This is a genomic window from Bradyrhizobium sp. SZCCHNR1098, assembly GCF_032489375.1.
GTDB lineage: Bacteria > Pseudomonadota > Alphaproteobacteria > Rhizobiales > Xanthobacteraceae > Bradyrhizobium.
Map to the genome: position 1 here is coordinate 1 of NZ_JAUEXY010000019.1, position 20,597 is coordinate 20,597.

The window sequence follows — 20,597 nt, forward strand, 5'->3', positions numbered from 1 at the left end:
AAAACAAGGCACGATAGTCGTCGTGGCAACCCCACTGTCACAGAAATTATCGTGTCTCACTTAAGGGGTGCAGTCCAGAACCGTCACGTAATCCCAAGGCTGGGCACGTCTCAGACTGCAACCCAACGTCCCTTGTTCGATACACCGCATCGCAGCCAATCACCTACGGCGAGTCGCTGATATCCATGCGCTATTCAGGAGCAACGCCAATGGAGCCACGAGACGGCGGATCACGATCCGCCCTACGGACCTTTTCCGGGTTACGCGTTATCAGAGCCCTTCGTCTCGAAGAATTTGCTTCGCCTCTTCGTCATTGAGCGCAGCAGCTTTCCTCACCCAATAGATAGCCCGTTCTGGATCCTTTGCAGCACCATTTAGGCCATGAGCGTAGTTTACTATCATTTCCCGAATGGCCGCCAGATTACCCGCTTCTGCCACTCGCTCCTTCAAGTCGAAGGCTCGAAAATAACGCTCCTTGGCAGTCCCGGCTCCAAGTCCGCGCCGAAGAGCTCCCGAAAGATAGAGAAGTGAATCGAAGTCCTCGGGTCCGATTGCCCGTTCGGCCTTTTCCATCCAGCGCAAACTAGAAGAGCTGTCTCCCTTGTCCTGCAAATACTCCGCCATCTCGATCATGGCCAAAATAGAGCCCTTTGCTATGAACTGCTCTAAATAGGCAACAGCCCTTTCCTCTTCACCTTGTCTAAGAAGCTCCCTAGCTTCTCCTACATCAAAGCCGACTGCGTCCGAGAGGATCTGCACGGTCTATTCCGTCGGTTGGCTTAGACTACCACGAATACCGCGGATTACGCTCCGCACATTAGTTCGCCCACTTAGTCTCTGCTGGGCGACATAATCCATTACCTGCCGATTAAAATCAAGCTTCTCCAATCGGTTTATGACCTCGTAGGCCTGCTCAACGTTCAGTTGATTTGCTGGAGTAATGTTTTTCTCAGCGAGATAACGGTTTACAGTCTCTCGGCCACTACCATTGTTGTATTCATCATGCGGGTTTCCTGTTCGATAGCGATTTGGGTGGTCTCCTTCCCAAATTACATCTGCGCCAACGGTCGTGGACGAAAAAACGGCGAGGGCATCCGTACTTATAAGGTCCCGGAATTCGTAAGCCCACTGCTTTGCGAAAAGGTGATGCCCCCTTGCCATGGCATAAAGGCTCCTCAACTCTGGCTTTTCGAGGAGATGGTTGAATAGATATCCGAAAGCACCGGTGATGGCTCCATTCTCAAACTTGCCACCACCTGCGACAGACGCGAGACCACCCGCCGTAGCTGACACAATCGTGCCGCCAATGCGCTGGCCGATATCGGTCTGGGCATCCGGGAACAATTTACTGTTTAGCGGCGCCAACGCTGATCCGACCGCTCCTGATAGAGCACCGGATTTGCAGTCGCCGCCTGATGCGGCCGACGAGGCACAGCCAACCAGTGCATGACCGGCAACATTCTCGGCGTATTTCAGGGTACCGAAGTCGGGATTGTGGGTGGTAAGCTCGCCCACCCCGTAAAAGGCCGCGGCCGTGACGCCTGCTATGAGCCCTGCTTTCAGTACCTGACTTAGATTGCCCCCCGATAGTCCGGTTGCGATCATTGCACCGCCGGCGGCGGAGGCCACGGCCAGCGACATGCCAGCGAAGCCGAGCCCAGGAAGGGCTAAGTTCAACAAGATCGTCGCGCCGATCTGCAGGATCGACCTGGCAATGGGGTTAGTCTGGAAGAAGTGTGTCACCGACTTCCAGGCACTGCTCACCGCCCTGCCGATTGAGTTCCAGAAACAGCCGAGGAAGCAGTGGCCGGACGGATCCGTGAAGGTCAGCGGGTCGTTGCCGACATAAGAGTAGCGGTTCCAGCCCTGGGTGCTGAACGGGCTCTCCGTCATGCTGTCAGGACTGGTGAAGCGCGCGAGCAGCGGATCGTAGACGCGGCCGTTCATGTGGACGAGGCCGGCGACCGACAGCTCTTCGTGGTCGGTGAAGCCCCGGGTGGTCTGGCTGGCGATGCTGCCGGTGGTGTCGTCGGTGCCGTCGACGTTGCGGCGCTTCCCCCAGGCGTCGTAGCTCAGACGCTCGACCAGCAGGCCGTTCTGGTCCGAGATCGCCGAGATCGAGCCGAGATGATCGGTGTGGAAGTAGCGCGTGGTGACCGTCGTACTGCCGCCCGACGTCTGCGCCACCCGCATGCCGACCCTGGCGTTGCCGACCAGCAGAAAATCGGTCCATTTCTGCGTCACGATACCGGGGTTCTGCACCTCGGCCGCAACCCCGAACGCGGCGATATAGAGCGTCGTGCCCTCCGGGGTCACCTGCTTGAAGCGTTGGTGGTCGGTGTCGTCGACGAAGGAGATCGTCCGCGCGCCCTGCGTGATGCTCGCCGGCTTGTTGTAGGAGGTGTAGACGATGCTGCGGCCGAGGCCGGAGGTCTGGTTGCCGTTGGCGTCATAGGTGAACGTAGCGCTGATCGTGCCGGAGACGCCGGTCACGGCATGCGGCAGCGGCTGACCGGCAGCGGGATAGGTGTAGGTGCCAACGTCCGATTTCGACAGAATGTTGCCGATCGGGCTGTAGGAGAACGTCTTGACCAGCGGTGTCGTGTCGACATTGGTGGTCGAGGTCGTCAGCCGGCTGAGCGCGTCATAGACGAAGATCTCGCTGACATTGGTGTTGGCATCGCTGCGCGAGGTCAGATTGCCGAGCCGGTCATAGCCAAAACTCTGGTTCTGCACTGCGCTGTTGACGCCGGCAGCGATGCTGGTCAGGCGCCCCGTCAGCGGGTCAAAGCCCCTGATGGTGCTGAGGCCATTGCCGGCGGTCTGCTGGGTGATGTGCCCCTCGGCATCCATCGCATAGGCCGCCCAGTAGGACTGGCTGGAGGCGTCGTCCTGGAGCTGGTTGGCGAAGCCGAGGCTGTTGTAGCCATAGCGGGCGGTGAAGCCGGAGGGGTAGCTGACCTTGGTCAGCCGGCTGTTGGCGTCATAGGTAGCTCCCATCGTATAGGTCGCGCCATCGACCGTGGTCGCGACCTGCTGCGGGCGGCCGAAGCTGTCATAGCTGACGCTGCGGGCAAAGCCGTTGCCGGAGCCTGAGGTGATGCCGGTCGACGCCAGCTTGCCGATGCCGTTGGCCGCGGTGTCGTAGGTCCAGACCGAGGTCATGTCCGGCTCGACGCGCTGCACCATGCGGCCCAGCCGGTCGTAGCTCAGGCTGACCGTCTGGCCCTTGGCGTCGGTCTGGGTCGTCAGCTGCCCCAGCGTGTTGTAGCTGTAGCTCCAGTTACCGAGATCCGGATCGGCGCTGGCGATCTTGCGGCCGCGCAGGTCGTAGGTCGCAGTGACGACGTTGCCGACGGGATCGGTGGTCTGCACCATGTTGCCGACCGCGTCATAGGCGGCGGTCAGCGTCTTGCCCATCGCGTCGGTCACGGACACGATCTGGCTCTGGCTGTTCTTGGTCGTCGTCCGCGTCTGGCCCAGCGGGTTAGTCTCGACCGTGGTCAGGCCGTGATAGGCCATCTGCGACACGCTGCCGTCCGGCTGCGTGGTCGTTACTGCACGTCCCAACGTATCGTAAGTGAAGGTAGTGTAGCGCGGCGTGCCGCCGTTCAGGAAGTATGGCCGGCTGGTCTGCGTCACCCGCCCGAGCGCGTCATAGGTTTTCGTCGCCTGGATGACGCTGCCATCAAAGCCCTGGGTCTGGCGCCCCATCTCGCGCTCGAGCGAATCATAGAACAGCGTCGCCGGAGGCGCGATTACCGTGGTGCCGTCGGCGGCATATGATGTCTCCTGGACCAGGTAGCTCGCGCCCGAGAGGCAGGTGGCTGCGCCGCCGTTGACGCCGCTGCAGAACTGATACAGCCAGCGCGTGATCGTGCCATCGGGCCGCACCTCCTGGATCTTTCGGCCGAACGAATCGTAGCTCCAGGTCGTGGTCAGCCCGTTCGGTCCGGTGTGGCTAGTCGGCTGGCCGAAGCGTGCGTCATATTGGAAGCTCTCGCTCTGCCCCAGCGCGTTGCTGTTGGAGGTCGCGAACTCTCCCCGCGCGTCATAGGTGCTTGAGCTCGAGCGGCTGACGATGTCGGCGCCACTCACGGTCACTGACTGCTTATGCCCGAACGCATCATAGACATAGTCGGTCTGCAGCCGCAGCGCCGGCGTATCCGGCTCCACCACCTCTTGGGTGAGAAGGCCTGAAGCGGCGTCGTAAGCGAACGACGAGGTTCGCGTGATGCTGCTCGAGGCCCAGGCTGGCCCCGCCAGCACCAGAGCAATCACCGCCGCGACCTGCGGCAACACAGTTCTGATCGAGATCGTCATGGCGCCAAGCCCCCAAGTCGCCGAATGAAGCTGCTGAGACTGACCGGTCAGCCCCTGACCGGCGCAACGCAGGACACAGTTTCCCCGGTGGCGTGGGCCAACCCACGCCACGAACCTTCGTGATGCCGTGCCGCTATGGCGCGACGCTCGTGACGGAAGCTCTCGTGAGACGGCCGAGATACCAGAGCGACGGATCGTTGCTGTAGGTGTTGACCGTCGTCTTGCTGTAGCCGTCAGGTGTGGACACGGTGACCCGCGTCGCATTGCCGTAGGCGTCATACTGGTTCGCGGTGGTTACCGTCGGCAGCACCGAACCGTCGAGGTCCGACCCGCTCGCCACGTTCTGCGCTAGCGATACCCGATAGGGCGCGCTCGACGGACTGATCGTCGTCGTGCCGGCTGCGTTGGTGAACTGGTAGGTGTTGGTCGACTGCCCAAGTGTCTGGCTGCCCAGCGTCCGTGTCGTCGACGCGACCATACCGATATAGGGGAAATCTTGTCGGAACGTCGTGACGTCCGAGATCCCGGTCTGCAGATCATTCACCGTCATCTGACGGAAACCCAACATCCCGCGCCCGGTGATATCTGCCTTGGCTCCCGCATACGCATACGTCGAGCTGTACGTCCCGCCCACCCCGTTCGACGCGTCGACACGCGAGACGACAAATGAGGCAGACTGCAGATCAACGTAAGGATAAGTGGCCGTGGTGTCCTTGGTGTAGACCGCACTGCTCGTGATTGGCTTGTACGTCACCGCCGTCGTCACGCCCAGACCGGTCGTGAAACCGACGATATAGTCGCCCGCTCCTCCGTTGACCATGACCGAATACACATGCGTCGCGTCAAGCAGAGTAAATCCTGCTTTGCCATCGCCCTTGAAGTCACCGCCAAACAACCAGTAGCTGGCAGTCACCGGCGCGCCGAAGTTCCAGTTGTTCGGCATCGGAAGCAAATGGTAGCTGAACGTGGCATCGCCGTTGCTCAGGAATTGATAGATGTACGGACTGTTTCCGCCAATAAACGCAAAGTCCGACTTTCCATCTGCATTGAAATCACCGGAGAGAGGACTGAACGATGCAGCCGGTTGCGTTCCAAAATTCCAGCCGACCGAGCTCGGGATGGGGATCGTGATGTAGTTAAATGTCCCATCACCTTTACTCTGGAATTCGTAGAGATAGGTGCCCTGTAGCATCACCCAGTCGGTTTTCCCATCGCCGTTAAAGTCGCCACTGATGGGCACGAAAGAGTTGTCAGGCGGATTGCCGAAGTTCCAGCCGTTCGAGATCTGCAGGGCGCTGTACGCGAACGTGCCATCTCCATTGCCGAAAAACTCGTACAGATAGGCGCCCCCCATCATGATGAAATCGGCTTTCCCATCTCCGTTGAAGTCACCTGAGATCGGCGTATAGTTATCTGAGGGACGATTGCCAAAATTGGTGGGGCCAATGTTTATCGTGTTGCCACTGAACGTGCCGTCCCCATTGCTGAGGAACTCGTACATGAACTGGCCACTCATCAGCAGAAAGTCTGACCTACCGTCGGAATTGAAATCGCCGGCAATCGTTGTGTAGGTCGCCTGCGGCGGAGTGCCGAAGTTCCAGCCGTTAGGACACGGTGTCGCCACACCCCGGAACGTTCCGTCCCCATTGCTCAGAAAAGTGTACAGAACGCCTCCGCTCAGCATCGCGAATTCGGACTTGCCGTCGCCGTTGAAATCGCCAGAAATCAGGGCGTAGCTAGAGAAAGGATCGTTACCGAAATTCCAGCTGTTCGGCGCACTCGAATTGACGAACGTGTAAGTCCCGTCGCCCTTGCTAAGGAAGGCGAAGAGATTCGGCCCATACAGCATCAGGAAGTCAGTCGTTCCGTCGCCATCGAAATCACTATAGATCGGCGTAAACCCAATTGCGCCCTGCAAGACATGGCCTCGGCCGACACCGCTGGTGGTCGAGGATGGCGAGCCGAAATTCGCGCCGTTCGGGACCGCCATCACCGCCGCCGAAAAAGAGTCTCCCCCTCCGCTAGCCCACTGGAACGTCGACGCCGGAAGGCACGATCCGTCACCCCCACAGGCGGCAATGGATGTCACCTCAGAGACGCCGCTCGTCGGACTCTGCTGATATGTGAGCCGGTAGTCGGCGACCAACGTCGCCCCGGCGAAAGTCTTGATATTTGTTAGCCGATCGGAAGTCTGGACCAGCGACCCCGCATGATAGTGCTGAATGACGTCTGATCGCTGGGCATACACAAACGCCACAGAGTTATAGGGTGCCACACCGGCGGACGCATTGCCGGTATAGACAATCCAACTTGGGACCGACTGCCCCGTCGATGCGTTGGTTACATACGTAACGGAGAAGTAATTGCCCTTGGTGTCGCTGACCTTGTTCACCCCCCAAGCGCGAGCTGTGGCCCTCCCGACCACCGGGACCTGAGAGTCGGCCGTATGACCAAACTCCATGATCTGGCCCGCCTTGGTGCGCACCTCGAACCACGCCGGCCCATTGCCGGCCGCCCCGTGAGAGATAACCTTCGAATAAACGTCGATCTCGGTGCGATATTCGGCGCCGTCGCCGCCGTATGAGCCGCTCACTAGAATAAGGCGCTGACCGTCGAGGCAGAACCGATCACTGCCGTCGAAATTTACAGTTCCGATGACACCGTCCTGCACCATTGTCCGCGGACAACGACCAACGGAAGGCAGTCCACCGAGAGACCAACCGACACCCATGATGCCGTTGGCCCCGGAGCTACTATAGTCGAGCGAGAGCGAGGGCACCACGCCAGCCGTTCCAGGAGGAACAGCAATCGGAATCGAATAGGCTGCCGCGCCACCCTGGTTGACCGAGAAGCTCCCAGGCAGCGACATCCCACCTGCACTGCTTAAAGTTGAATTCAACGCACAAAAAATAACGGCAAGACCGACATTTGCAGCCCCTCTTATGCCGCCCCGTGCGAAGCCCCCTCGACAGGCCCGAGTCGAAATAGCCAACATCCCTGCCCCCGCAGCATGTGTAAAGCACTGGACACAGCAAAAGGTATCTGCGTCCGACGATCAATATGCGTCGAAACTTATCCACAATAGGAGAGCGATTAGTTTTCGAAGCGCAATCTCAACTTGATTCTTTGATCACGCCTTCCGCTCAAGGGAAGAATGACAGCGCGCCCCGACTCCTGTTCCGGTCAGATACTTTTGTGAGGAGCAAGGATCGAAAGCGTACCGCATCAACCGCACTCTTCATGCGGAGGGAAAGCGCGCGCCAATAAGCCGGTAGCGCGCTGCTTCATTTGTCGATGAGCCAGGAGTCCCCCCTCGATCAACGGCAGATCAACTACCTGATGCTGCAGGACGCCGAACCCGCGGGAAGTCCGCCCGGCGGGGTCAGGCCGTTCATAACGAGCACCGCGTAGCTGTCGCAAAGGCTGCCGCGGCCGCCTCCCGGGACATTGAGGAATCCACCCGTGAAGTTTGCGTACCCGCCATGAAGCTCCATGAACTGCAAGGAGGGCGAGACGCCATTCATGTCGATAAATGTGCCCACTGAAAACTTGCTAGAGGAATTGGTAAAGACAAGCTCGCCGATCTGCCCACCGAGAGTTATTCCCGGATTGCTCGCGCCGACAGCTCCGTACTGTGCGATGTTGTATGCGCCGAGGGCATCAGCCATAAAGACGTATCTGAACGCGCCAACACGCACACTGTTGATATCGAGTACACTGAACTGAGCGGCATAAAAAGCGGTATCCGCCCCTGGATTGATGGTGTCCACGGTGAGGCACTGCAATACGCCAATGCCGAGGTCACGAGACTGAATCAACGTTCCACCAGGTGCCCCTGTGTAGCGCAAGACTACGTTCATTTCTGTGGCAGGCACGTTGGAGCAATCGCCCTGCAGAATGTACAACCAGCTTCCAACCGGCGAACCGAAGAAGTTCTGCGTGCTATCGATTGAGTAGTAACCATTACACAACTGTATCGTCGGTTGATTACCTGCCAGGTCAATATTAGCTGCGATGTATCGGATCGCTCCATACGGCGTCGCAAATTCGGTCCCACTACCGCACCCCCCCTGTCCGGCGCGTCCCGTATCGGAGCCGTTCGTGGCGACGTACCACGTATATGAAGTCACCGAGGTACGGGCATCTGCGCTAGCCGGCAGGAACCAAAGAGCAAGAAGACAAGCAAGAAGACGCATCTGAACTCCACCCATGATAGAGATTACCGCTCGGGAGAGCGCCACCGGCCGCAGATGAAATGCAAAAGAAGCACAACTTCACCAAGCAATTACTTAAAGTAGAAAATGAGCCTCAAAGAGAGCGCCTGGGTCGATCCTCCCAGCTCTCTTTGTTGGTCCGCGCGCGACATTGCCCCGACCAGCCTGAGTCGAAGTACGGACCATTCCTGCCCCCGCAGTCTCTGTACATTCCGAAGCATAAACAGACGTCATTCGTATCTGGCGATCAACGAACATTGCAATTTATTCACAACATAAAGATGACAAAGCGGATAACACAACCCTTGATTACGTACTCCAAATTTGACTCCACATTTGCGAGCAGAGACCGTCCACATATTGCACTAATGAATGGAAGCGCCGCGTTTGCACTGGGGCCGATTTTGATCCGCACGAACCTTAACCGGCTTCGTGCGCTATGCGGACGAGTGCAACATCAATGTGCGCTGTCGGAAAAGGGCGAGTTCGACTTGGCGGTCTAGGCGCGGACGAAAAGTCGAGCTTGAGGAGTCTCCGTGCTCACCGCCGGCCGGCCCCGCGTGAACTTGCCCAAGAAAGATCCCGCCGAACATATCGCCTCGATATGCTCGCCACGAGGCCAGTCTGTTCGATCAAGGCGATCGAAGACCTGCCGACGAATGGCGGCCGGTGCCGCACTGTCATTTGTCGCGATCCTATCGATCGGCAACGGAGAAAGGTAGGATCAAAACCCGTCGCTGGCGAACGGCTATTCCACAGCGATTGTTACGGCGGGTCCACCGAGCGCCACGACAAACTATGACAGCGGCCGAACGGCCTGGTTCGGTCTGCACGTGATCGCGATCTCATGGATCGGCGTAGTGCTTTAGATTGATGACGGGCTGTCTCGTAAAGCTGATCGTACGCCCTTGGCCTGCGCTTGCCTCGGGCGGGCCTCCGTCTTTTAGGAGGGGGCCTTTGCATACCACCCCTCCCCTTTGGCAGCTAACTCCTCCAGGAACGATCTGTTCTCGAACGGTCCAGCGGCCTCTCCCAGCCGGTCGCCCAAAGGCTGTCGTCGCGCTCGCAAATGGGTGAGCCAGTGCCGGGAAAAGCCAATTGCAGCCAATTGCGCCGGTTAGAATTTGCACTAGATGGCCGTTCTGCCGCGCAAAGCATGAGATCAGCAAGACTCATCGAACTCGCCGCAGCAGAGGTAGCCCAGCTCAGGTGCGAGCTCGGCGGCTCGACCAGCGCTGACATCGTCGCGTAAGCGATTTGAACCCGGAAATAGTTGCGAGAGCAGACACCGTCCGGTTTCACCCTCGATTTGTCCCTCGGACCTCAGAAATGAGAGAAATTGGCGATATATAAGTATCTTAGCTTTACAATTCGAATCTCTCCGAGCGCGCCAGCCATCACCCGACCCAGCACTCGACCCTTGAGCCCGTACCACCCGACGCTGCGGGCGGCATGTCCAGATGATCTCCGGCGACGGCCGCAGTTTCGATGCCGGTACCGCCTTCAGGCGCTCGCGATGTCGTGAGTGAGCCGGCCGACCTGGATCAACGGCTGCGTCGCATCGCCGACGCCACCGAAGACCTTCAGCTCGATCTCGACGCGGGCATGGCCCGACGTCGTTGGCTTGGTCGTCGCCCGCCACATATCGATCATCTGCGCGAACGGGGCCACGAAGGGCGGCTTCACGCCCGGATCGACCGCTGACGGGGTCGGCGTCAGCAGGTTGATCGGCAGCCGTACGCGCGGGATCGCCGGCTGGCCGGCTACGACCTCGTAGCTGTACATGCCCTGCATCGCGACCTCGTCGCTGGTGCTGCCATTGCCGTCAGCATAGAGTCCCGCGAAGAACTTGGTCAGGCGCGCGTCGAGGTCGCCGGAGGCGCCCGACATTGCGTCGAGCGAGAACGCCGTGTAGTTCAGCTGCGGGACCACCGTGGACGCGAAACGCACCTCGGGCGTCTGGAACAGGAATGCCGGATTGGTGCTGGTGGTCTTGAGATCTGCCAGCGGGAACAGCGCGAGATTGCGCTGCACGAACACCGACGCCCAGCCGCTCTGGTACAGCAGCACATCGAGCGGAGCGATCGACACCGTCCGCGCCGGCAGCCCGCGCGCCTCCGCTTCGCGGAGATAGACCGTCTTGCCGTCGACCTGACGCGTATAGAGGTAGGCGATCTCTACACCCGGGGGGAGTTCCGCCGGAGGCACGGCTTGGGGCGTATAGAGCTCGGGCGCGATGATTGCGATCACGGGCGCCGGAAGCGTGGTGGTGCCGTTCGAGATCGTATTGGCCGCCGCATTCCAGCTCGCCGCCTTGCCATCGATGGTGATGTTGACGAGATTGGTCCGCGCGTGCCCGTCGCTGGTGCCGTCGAGCGTCGACAGAAACTTCACGATCACATGCGCCGGTGCGACCGCTAGCCTTGCAGCCCCGACCGTCTCCCGCGCATAGGCATCCGCGATCTGCCTGGTCTCAAGGGCAAAGGCAGCGGTCGCCTTGCGCGCAGCGGCCAGCGTCGTCGGATCGGGTTCGGCGCCATCGATGCCGACCAGATACTGATTGAGGTCGCGCAGGATCGCCGGATAGTTGGTGACGAATTGCGCGAGCGCGGTGAACAGATCGGGTTCGCTGCTCAGCCTGGCCGAGCCGCGCAGCGTCGGCTCCGCTGGCCGGTTGAACTCCATCGTGCAGGACACTGCGTCGGCTGCCGCCTGCTGATAGAGATAGTCGAACGAATAACCCCAGGCGTTCAGCTTCGATGGATCGGTCGTGCCCTCGCCGGTGAGCTGCCGCGCCTGCTGCGCGGAGACCGTCGGCGGCGTCGGCAGATCGCGGTTGACCACTGGAATGTTGGTGACCTGCGTGCCCAGCGGATAGCTGAACGGCCCATTGACGAAGGCGAGCCATCGCGAATCGACATAGCCATCGATGCCGGGGACAGTCCGCCGCTCGAACTCGAGATGGGTGAGCGAGAGCGTGAGCTCGAGCGGCACATACGCCTGGTCGACGACATTCTTGGTGGCGAACACGAAGGCCAGCCGCGGATCGTACCAGGTCTTGCTGGCGGGATCGTACACCTCGCCGAGCGGAATGCGCGTCGGGGTGAGCGTGAAATTCTGATTGTCCGCGGCGCCCTTGATGCTGCCGCCCGGCTGACCGTAGAGGTTCGGCGGACCGGCCGGGTTGCTGTCGCCTCCGCCGGTCACCTCGGTCAATCCGAACACGACGGCCGCACCGGCGCGATAGGCTGCGCCGAGCTGATTGAGCAGCTGCTGGCGCAGCTTCTCGCTGGCGGCGAATCCGGTTGAAGGATCGCCCGCGCTGGTCGACAGCACCGGCAGCGTCTTCAGGCTGATCGTATCGGCCAGGGATTCCTTGGCCGACAGCACGCTTCCCAGCGAACCGTCCTTGAGCGGATCGGTCACGCCGTCGATCCGGTCGAGGATGAACGCGTGCGGCGCGTAGTCGGCCGACAGGAACTGATCGATTGCATCCAGCGCGCTCTGGAACCACTGGTTCAGGTCGACGCCGTCGAGATGCAGCGTGTCGGTGTCGCCGCTGTCATAGCGCGTGATCGTCGCATCGCCGCTGGCCAGCGCCTTGGCGATCGGCTTCGGCGCGAAATAGCTCGGTGACGTGCCGAGCTTGAAATGGATGCCCTGCCCTGCCGCCTTGCCGAAGCGCACCGCCCAGAGCTGCTGAGCGCCGTCGGCCGCATCCTCGCCGTCGCGGGACAGCCCCTGCCCGACCTTGAGATACCAGTCGGCAGTGGCGAACACGGCCTCGACCGCTTTGCTGAAGACCGTATAGGACACATTGCCGTCGCCATCGGCACGCGGCAGGATCGCCGCGGCCACGCCGCTGCCGCCCTGCAACGCCGCCACCGCCGAATCGACCAGCAGCGGATTGCGGCTGAACGCGAGTGTTACATCCAGCTCGAGGATGTTGCCGGCGGCGATCGCATTGACGTCGACCGGAAGCGACAGGGTCACAGCCGGGGCTGCGGGCACCTGGCCGCGCGTCACGAGCTTCAGATACAGCACGCAGGCGCGCACATAGCCGCGAATGATGTCCGCCTGCGGGTCGCTGAGGTCCACATCGGGCTTGGCCATCAGCGAATTCGATAGCCGCATCGCCACCGCGTTGCCGGAGACGCCCGGCACATGCACGGCCACATCGGCCGAATAGTCCTGATGCAGCTGATAATAGATCCGGGTGTAGAGCGAGAGATCGTCGGCGGCCCGCGCCGCGCCGTCCGGCCCGGCATAGGCGGCGGCGTTGAGGGACAGAACGAGCTTGAACGCGGCACCGGCCGTGCCGTCATAACTGTAGCTGGCGTTGGTATTGATCCAGGACCCCAGCCCGATCAGCTCGTCGCGATACAGCATCGGCACCGCCGCACCGTTGAGCGCGCCGCGGTACCCTTGCGGCGGTGCCTCGAACGGCGTCACCGTGGTGTTGCCGAAGATGTCGCGCCACTGCAGCGCGACCTGCGCCATGGTGCCGACGCCGAGATAGGGGTTGGCTGCCTTCGGCGGCAGATCCGGATCAGACGGGTCCGGCGCGGCGTTGACCAGCGCGAACTGCGCGCCGATGCCGATCGATTGGCGATAGTCGAAATCGGCGAGGGCAACCTGCGCCAACCGGTTGCCGCGCGTCCGCGCCGAGCGCGCATGGCTCTCGAACGCGCCGGACTGATCGTCGTCATGGTCCTGAGGACCGAACGGCATGCCCAGCGGAGTAGCCTTGCAGAAGACGTTGCCCGCGAGCCCCGCGGCCAGCGAGGTGTAGAGCTGATACATTGTCTTCTTGGCAAAGTCCGGCGCCGCTGGATCGTCCGGCGGCAGGCCGAGATTGTCGCGCGTCAACGAGAACCCGATGTTCTGCGGCGGCAGCTGGTCGCGCAGCGAGAACAGCTGCGGGTCGAGATCGAGCACGGCATTGACCGGGAACAGTCCGGGCGCTGCGCTGGCGCCACGGGCGATCAGGTCGGCATCCAACCCGTAATAGGCGGCCATGCTGGCAAAGTTCATCCCGGGCGCGGCGGAGGAACTGACCTGATAGGTCAGCGGCGGGATGTAGAAGACGGCCGCGAGCGCAACAGCGACTTGCGGATTGAACGCGGCGATGTCCTGGCCGCTGATGGAGTGGATGGCGCCGGCAGAGAACAGCCTGGCGAGCTTGTCGAGGGTGGCCTGCGCGTCGATGGACCCGCCGGCGGCGCGGACCAGATCCGCGTCGGTCAGTTGGCGTACCGCGCCCACGATCGGCACCAGCGCGCCCGCGGCGAGCGGCTTGGTCGCGTTGACCTCGGCGATCCGCCCGGGCCCAGGGCCGTAGATCGCCGCGAGCGCATCGAGCGATGCCCCCGCCGCAACCGGCGCCGTCTGGCCGGTCGAGGCGAGCGACACCGTCTGTACCAGATCGCTCTGCGGATCGACGGCGTCGGTCGTCACGAAGGCGTTGACGAAATCGGGAAGCGTGGTGCCGAACGACTCGCTGCCCTGCGTCGCGAACGTCACGACCACCGTCACTATGCCCGAGCCGGAGGAATCGAAGACGGCGGCCGGCAAGCCCTCGCCGCTTTCGACGTTCTCGTAATAGAGATAGTAGCCGCCGCTGCGGACCGTGCTGAGCTCCCACATCAGGCGGATGAACTGCGCCGGGGAGTTGGCAATGCCGCGCGGCGGAGCGTCCTCGGTAGCCAGCGTCAGCCGGAGCGCCGCCGCCGGATTGGTCTCGGTCGAGAGGTTGGTCTGGGTGATGAAGGCGAGGAAGTTGGCATCCGCAGGCGTCACCAGCATCGGCGCGCCGGGTCCAGACTGGTTGTAGAGCAGGAAGACGGCGGAGGCGATGCCTTCGCCCAGGGCGTCCATGGCGGTCAGGATGCGCTGCAGTCGCACCGCATCCTCCGAGCTGGGGCCAACCAACTCATAGACGAACGGCAGCGACGGCGCGGACGCCGGACCGCTCGGCAGATCGCCTGCGCCCACGCCCTGCGCGGCCAGCGCCGCCGCGTCGGGCAGACGCTTGATCTGAACGTCGAGCCGCGTGCACCAGGCCCAACGTGCGATGTCGGCATAGTCGGTGCGTCCCGTTGCAGGATTGCTGCGGCCGGTCTGCGGCTGGAATTTCGGCAGCAGCGCGAAGGTCGAACGAAGATCCGGCATGACGGCGCGGATCGATTGCTCCCGCGTGGCGACCAGATTGGTCTGCGCCGGCGGCAGGCTCCACAGCGTCGGCTGCACCTGCGCGCCGGCATCGGCCGCCGCGGCCACGCCGCCGCGGTTCGTCAGGGCCAACAGGCTCGCGACGGAGCCGCTCGACCAGCGCGCGTAGCCGCTGGCGGTAAACGGCCGCGGCTGGCGCTCGGCGAGCGGCAGCGCCGCAAATGTCGGGCTCGGGACGAAATTGCCCGGCCCCCTGGCCCAGCTGACGACCACATCGAGCGCCGCATAGGCCTGGCTCAGATCAACCTCCATGCTGAGGTCGGTGCCGTCGTTCAGCAAGATGAAATCGAGCGGGACGCCGTGGCTCTGAGTCTCGCGTGCGAAGCCGACTTTGTAGCTCGTGGCAGAACTGGGTGTCGGAAACTGCTGGCCGGTGAGCTGATAGACTCCATAGGCCGACTGCGTCCTCGGATAGAGGAACGCATTGGACAGCGTCAATCCGTCCTGGACCGGCAGCCGCAACCCATAGACCAGGAAGCGCGAGACCATGCCGGCGGTCTGCCCGACCTGACCCGTGGCCGCGATGGCCGACCACAGCGCGCCAACCGACAGGGCCTGAAGATTGGCGACCGTGAGCAGGCCGCGCTCCGCCTGCACGGCGAACAGGCCGGCGACGCCGCGATTGGCGTCCGCAACCGCAACGGCGGTGGTCTGGAAGAGGCTCGCCACCGTCGCCAGCGTATCGGATGACGGGCCGGATGTCCCTGCGGTCTTGTAGGCGATCGGCCAGATCGCGAGCGGCAAGGTCGGCTGCAGCAGGCCGGCGACGCCGTAGAGCACGCTCTGTGCAGCGAGCGCGTCGATCGAGATCGCGCCGAGTTGCAGCGCGACGTCGTCGAAACTGTCGCCCTGCCGCGTCACATAGATCTGCTCCTGACCCTGGCTGTTGGTGAGCAGCAGGACGACGCCGCCCTGCAGCATGTGGCGGAACCGGTTGGCCACGATCAGGCGGTCCGGCGTCGTGGTCCAGCGCGGAGGCGACGCCGCATCGGAATAGCGGCCAGCGATGCCTTGCAGCGTGTCCCCGCTCTGCACCACATATTCGAGGCCGTCGACATGCAGCGACAGCCCGGCCCCCAAGGCATGATCGACGTTGGGCTGCACGATATCGGCAATCGTCAAGGCATTGCCGGCGATCCCGTTCAGCTCATCCAGGATACCACCGACGTTGCTCGTCGGTGTCAACGGATAGGCATAGCTCTGCAGCGCGTCGGCCGCGGCCTGGAGCAATTGGCGTGCGATCAGGGTGAAGGTGTCGACGAACACCAGGGCCGCCATCGACTCCGCCGAGCTGGTGTCGTCCTCCGCGGCAAGCCGGCGCGTTTCCTTGTTCTGGGCCTCGATGTTCGCGGCGACCTGCGCGAATATCTTGCTGACCGCGGTCGCGTAGCCGGGCGTAGCCGTGGTGTAGGTCTCGAACGCGATCGGCGAGGTCTGGCCACCGGACATGCCGGGGACCTGCAGCTTCAATCCGTCGAACACCGGAAACAGCACCGAACCGGCATCGAGCTTGGTCTTCAGCCCCGACGATTGCGCCGTCGCCGGATTGAAGATGTCGAGCGTGAATCCGTCGGCCAGGAACTGCAGCAGGCCCTTGATCGACAGGGACGGATCGGCCGTGTCGGCGAGACGCGCGACATAGGCCTCGAGCTGGGTGAGCGTCACCGACGTGGCCAGCGTCTCGGCGAGCTCGGCCGCATCGCCGCTCTCGTTGCCCAGCGCATCGATGATCCAGGGGAAGTAGACCTCGGCCAGCACATCGAACGACGTCTTCGTCGCGGACGGCACGCTCGCGGCGGCATCCGGCGCGTCCATCGCGAGCAGGAGCACGAATGCCCCCTGGTTCGAGGCTGCGTCCGTGGCCCCCTCCGGAGCAAGCACAGTGTACTGTGCGCCGGCCATCAGCGACAGTCTCGGCTTGTCGCCGGCGGTGGCGGCAAGTCCCATGCGATGAGCGGCGGCCGGCGCCAGCCGCTTCGGCCGCGGCTTCAGGCTGCGCGCCAGCCGCATGGCCGCGTCCGGTCCGCGTGCATGGGCTCGCTGCATCAGCAAGGCATCCGCGCGCGCCCCCTGGACCTCCCACGGCGCCGTACTGGTCTGTCCGATCACGAAGGTCGCGGAGACTTGAGCCGAGAACGACAGGCTGATCGAAATCGAGAACAGGCCGAGGTTGATCTTGACCTTGAGGCTGATCGTCACGCTCGCGCTGGCGATCACTGGAATCTCGCGATAGCTCTCATAGGTGAGCTGGATCGACAGCACGATCTTGACGTTGACCGAGGCCGAAATGATCGCGAAATCGACGCTGCCGTACAGCAGGCCGATGATGCCGACCGTTCCCGACAGCTTGAAATAATAGTCGCTCTGCAGCGCACCGCTGCTGGCGCGCGATGCCAGCGTGCGCGCGGGATTGTAGGGATGCCACGGCGCCACGACGCCTTCGACGATGCCGAACACCGTGAGCGCGAAGCCCGCCTTCAGAGGCCCCTTCTCGAAATTGTAGCCCAGGCCGAGCTGCAGTCCGATGCCGAACTCGATGACGGGATCGAAAGTGCCGAGGTTGGTCTTCGGGATCTTGGTCGATGTCGCATTAGAGAGTTTTCCGATGTAGAAGCCGCCCGCGCCCAGCACCGGCACGCCGTACACGATCACCGAGATCGAGAAGGAGCGGCGGAAATCGAGATTGTACGGGAAGCCGATGTCGATGAAGAAATCGCCGTTGGTGTAGACCTTGATCCCGAGCTGCGGCAGCGTGATCGACACCGCGCCGAAATTGAGGTTGCGAATGATGTCCGGGAAGGTGAAATCGATCTGGTAGACGCCGATATCGTCGGTGATCTTCTTGTAGAGGATGTCGACGACGAGATTGGCGAGCCCGCCCATCTTCTCGCCGGCGAGCGCCAGCCGCAGGCCGTAGAGATTGGGGTCGTTGAACACCAGCATGGCATCGATCGACCAGGCGCCGGCCACTTTCATCAGGCCGAGATGCCCGGCAATGAGCCAGTTGTTCGACTGGTCGTAATAGGGCAGGCCCGGCGCGCCGCCCTCGTCCGCATTGGGATCCACCGGATTCATCTTGCCCGTCGTGCTTGGGACGGACTGCAGCGCGCAGATCACCTCCTTGGTGCTGTTGAAGCTGGAATGGCCGGTGATTCCGATGCGCTGTCCGAGCACGAGCAGGAACAGCTTGAACCATTCCTCGCCCCGACCGGGCACCGACGGCAGGTTCTGCACGTCCTGCCCCTTGGCGGGATCGAGCAGATTCTTGAATGCCGGATCATCGGCGACGAGCGGGCTCGAGCCCTCGATGGCGAGGGTCACCTTGCCGTCGGTGCCGCGGCGAAAGGTCAGCGCCGTGATGCTGATGAAGCCGAGATTGATCGGGCTCGACAGCTCGTAGCTGGCCGAAAGGCGTTGCGAGAAGCTCTCGCCGCTCTTGAGCGAGACGTTGACACGGAGCGCATCGAGCGAAATCTGGTTGAGCAGGTCCCATGGCGAATCCAGCGTGAAGTAGGGATTGCCGAGCGTACGCACCAGCGCCTGCACCAGCGACCCGATGCTCCAGCCCTTGAGGCTGAAGGTGACCAGCTCCTTGCCGCTCTCCCAATCCGCGCGGAATCCTTCCCACTCGACGAACAGGATGTTGTTGGAGCCCGCCTCCGTCGTCTTGAACTCATAGCCCATCGTGAGCTTGAGGTTGATCGCCGAGTAGACCCAGGTTCCCTGCGCGAAGCCGGCGAACTGTTGCTGGGCCGGCTTCTGGCCGTCATAGCTGACGCCGAGCCGCGCCGGATCGATGCCGACGGTCTGATCGCCGAAGGTGAACGTCCAGCTGAAGCCGACGGTGATGTCGTAGCTCGTCTTCAGCTCGCCCTGCTCGGCCGGAATGGTCGCGGTGATCGCAAATTCGGAGATGATGAGATCTCCGGGCAGGAAGCTGGGGAATCCATAGGCGCTGCCGGGCGAAAAGAACTGGTTGATCAGTTCCGAGACCTCGAGCGGCTCCTCCAGCGAGGCGGCGAGGTCCCACCGCTTCGGCGTTTCGAACCCGTCATAGGTCACGCTGACCTTGGTGTGCAACGGCCCGACATCGAGGAAGCCTCCGACGCTCGACTTCCATTGCGTCTGCGAGGCGGTCTGCAGCGCGACCACTCGCGAGGTCCGGAGCATCGGGAGCGGCGCCGCCCGCAACAGCGTCGTCGCATTGCCCCCGTCTGGCGTCTGCGTCGGAGTCTGCGCCGCGATTGAGACCGTTCCCTCCCGCACGGCAAGGATCGGCTGGTTGTTGATCTTGAGCAGATTGAGCGTCAGGCTGAAGCCAGCATCGAACTGAAAGCTCTGCGCGCTGTAATCGACCGCGACCGCGATGTCGCCAAGTTCGAAATCGCCGACATTCTCGACGTCGAGCACGACGGCACCGCCGGACAGGGCCGTCAGGAAGTCGCTCAGCTTCGCGGTCCCGGCGAAGGACGCGAAGAACTGCTTCGCGGAGGTGAACTGGACGGTGAACACGCCGTCGCCCTCGCCGTCCGGCCCCTTGAAGACGCTGGGCGCCAGTACGAACTCGGTCGTGAAGTCGTAGGTCTGCTGCCGCTTCGTGCCGTCGAACGGATAGGCCATCGACCATTGCAGCGCGAAGCTCGTGATCTTGAAGTCGAGGACGCCGGTCGGCGGCAGGACCTGCCAGCTCGTATCCTTCGAGCTGCCGATCTCGATCGAGACCGCCGTGATCGTCGGCGAGCGGCCGAGCGTGCCGGCGATCGAGAAGCCGTTGAGACCGACGAAGGCAAGGAACTGCTGCAGCACGTCCGGGGTCGCGGCGAGATAGCCGCCGTTGCCGCCCATCACCTCGATCACCGTGGCCGGCGTCAGCGGCGCGCCGCCTTCGACGACCGCGAGCGCCACCGAATAGCTGGTGTCCGCGCCGGGCGTGATCTCGACGTCGAGCTGATAGGAGCCGGTGCTGCCGACGTCGAACTGCGAGGAGATCGCGAGCGTCGGCGCCTGATCGCCGGCATCCGGATCGCCGGGATCGGCCAGCACCAGCACGCCATCGACCTCGTCCGCGCCATCGGGCGCGGGAATGGTCAGAGCCAGGCTCGGATCCTTGACCGTGAACTGCGACGCGAGCTTGAACGTGCCGTCCTGGATCGCGGCCCGCAACTGCCCCGGTGGGAACAGCACGGTCTCGCCGTTGAAGATGCCCATGTTGAGCGCGCCGCTCAGCAGCAGATCGCCGGCCGGCGCGGTGAGGCCGGGAAACAGCAGCAGGAACGGCTTGGCGACATCCGGCAGAGCGACCTTGGCAACGAAATTCTGCACCGCGCCGCCGCTCACGGCACGCCCTGCGGAGTCACCATACGGGTAGGTGCCGGTCGCCGTCGAGAACACGAAGCTGACGTTCTTCAGCGTGCCGAACTGATTGAACGGGAAGCCCCCCATGAAGGCGAAGCTGCTGGTCCAGGTCCAGTTCGACGGCGTCGCCTCGGCCTGCACGATCAGTTGGTCGCCGTCCACGGTGAACACGAGCGTGGCCTTCGCGGCCAGCGGGGTCGCGGCGCCGATGAACGGGATCGTCGCCGACTGCACCGTGAACGCCGTCCCCTCGACCGGGCCGACGTCGGATTTTGCCACCGTCACCTTGAAGTCGGCCGCGGCCTTGAGGAAAAAGGCCTGGCTCAGCCAAGTGTCGTAGTCGGCGGGAACCTTCACGGCGGGATCGGCGAGGCCTGCCGTCAGGAACGCTGCATCGAGCGCGAAGGCGGTGTCGCCGGCGGCGGCCTCGACAGCGGCGCGAAGATTGTCGATAGCGCTCATGAGCCGGCGCTC

At 62.6% G+C, this 20,597-nt stretch carries 5 protein-coding genes; all 5 read right to left on the reverse strand.

Annotated features, from left to right (window positions below):
* Positions 1-270: 270 nt before the first annotated feature.
* Positions 271-759 carry a hypothetical protein gene (locus tag QX135_RS30060; protein WP_316182055.1) on the reverse strand — a complete coding sequence of 163 codons (489 nt, stop codon included), beginning with the start codon at positions 757-759 and terminating at the stop codon, positions 271-273.
* A gap of 3 nt (positions 760-762) precedes the next feature.
* Positions 763-4,323, reverse strand: coding sequence for an RHS repeat-associated core domain-containing protein (locus QX135_RS30065; RefSeq protein WP_316182057.1), 3,561 nt, complete (start codon positions 4,321-4,323; stop codon positions 763-765).
* Between the two features lie 133 nt (positions 4,324-4,456).
* Positions 4,457-7,192, reverse strand: coding sequence for an FG-GAP-like repeat-containing protein (locus tag QX135_RS30070; protein WP_316182059.1), 2,736 nt, complete (start codon positions 7,190-7,192; stop codon positions 4,457-4,459).
* Between the two features lie 463 nt (positions 7,193-7,655).
* Positions 7,656-8,519 (reverse strand): hypothetical protein, encoded by an 864-nt coding sequence (locus QX135_RS30075; protein ID WP_315780885.1) that lies wholly within the window; start codon positions 8,517-8,519, stop codon positions 7,656-7,658.
* A gap of 1,521 nt (positions 8,520-10,040) precedes the next feature.
* Positions 10,041-20,585 carry a LysM peptidoglycan-binding domain-containing protein gene (locus tag QX135_RS30080; RefSeq protein ID WP_316182061.1) on the reverse strand — a complete coding sequence of 3,515 codons (10,545 nt, stop codon included), beginning with the start codon at positions 20,583-20,585 and terminating at the stop codon, positions 10,041-10,043.
* Positions 20,586-20,597 lie beyond the last annotated feature (12 nt).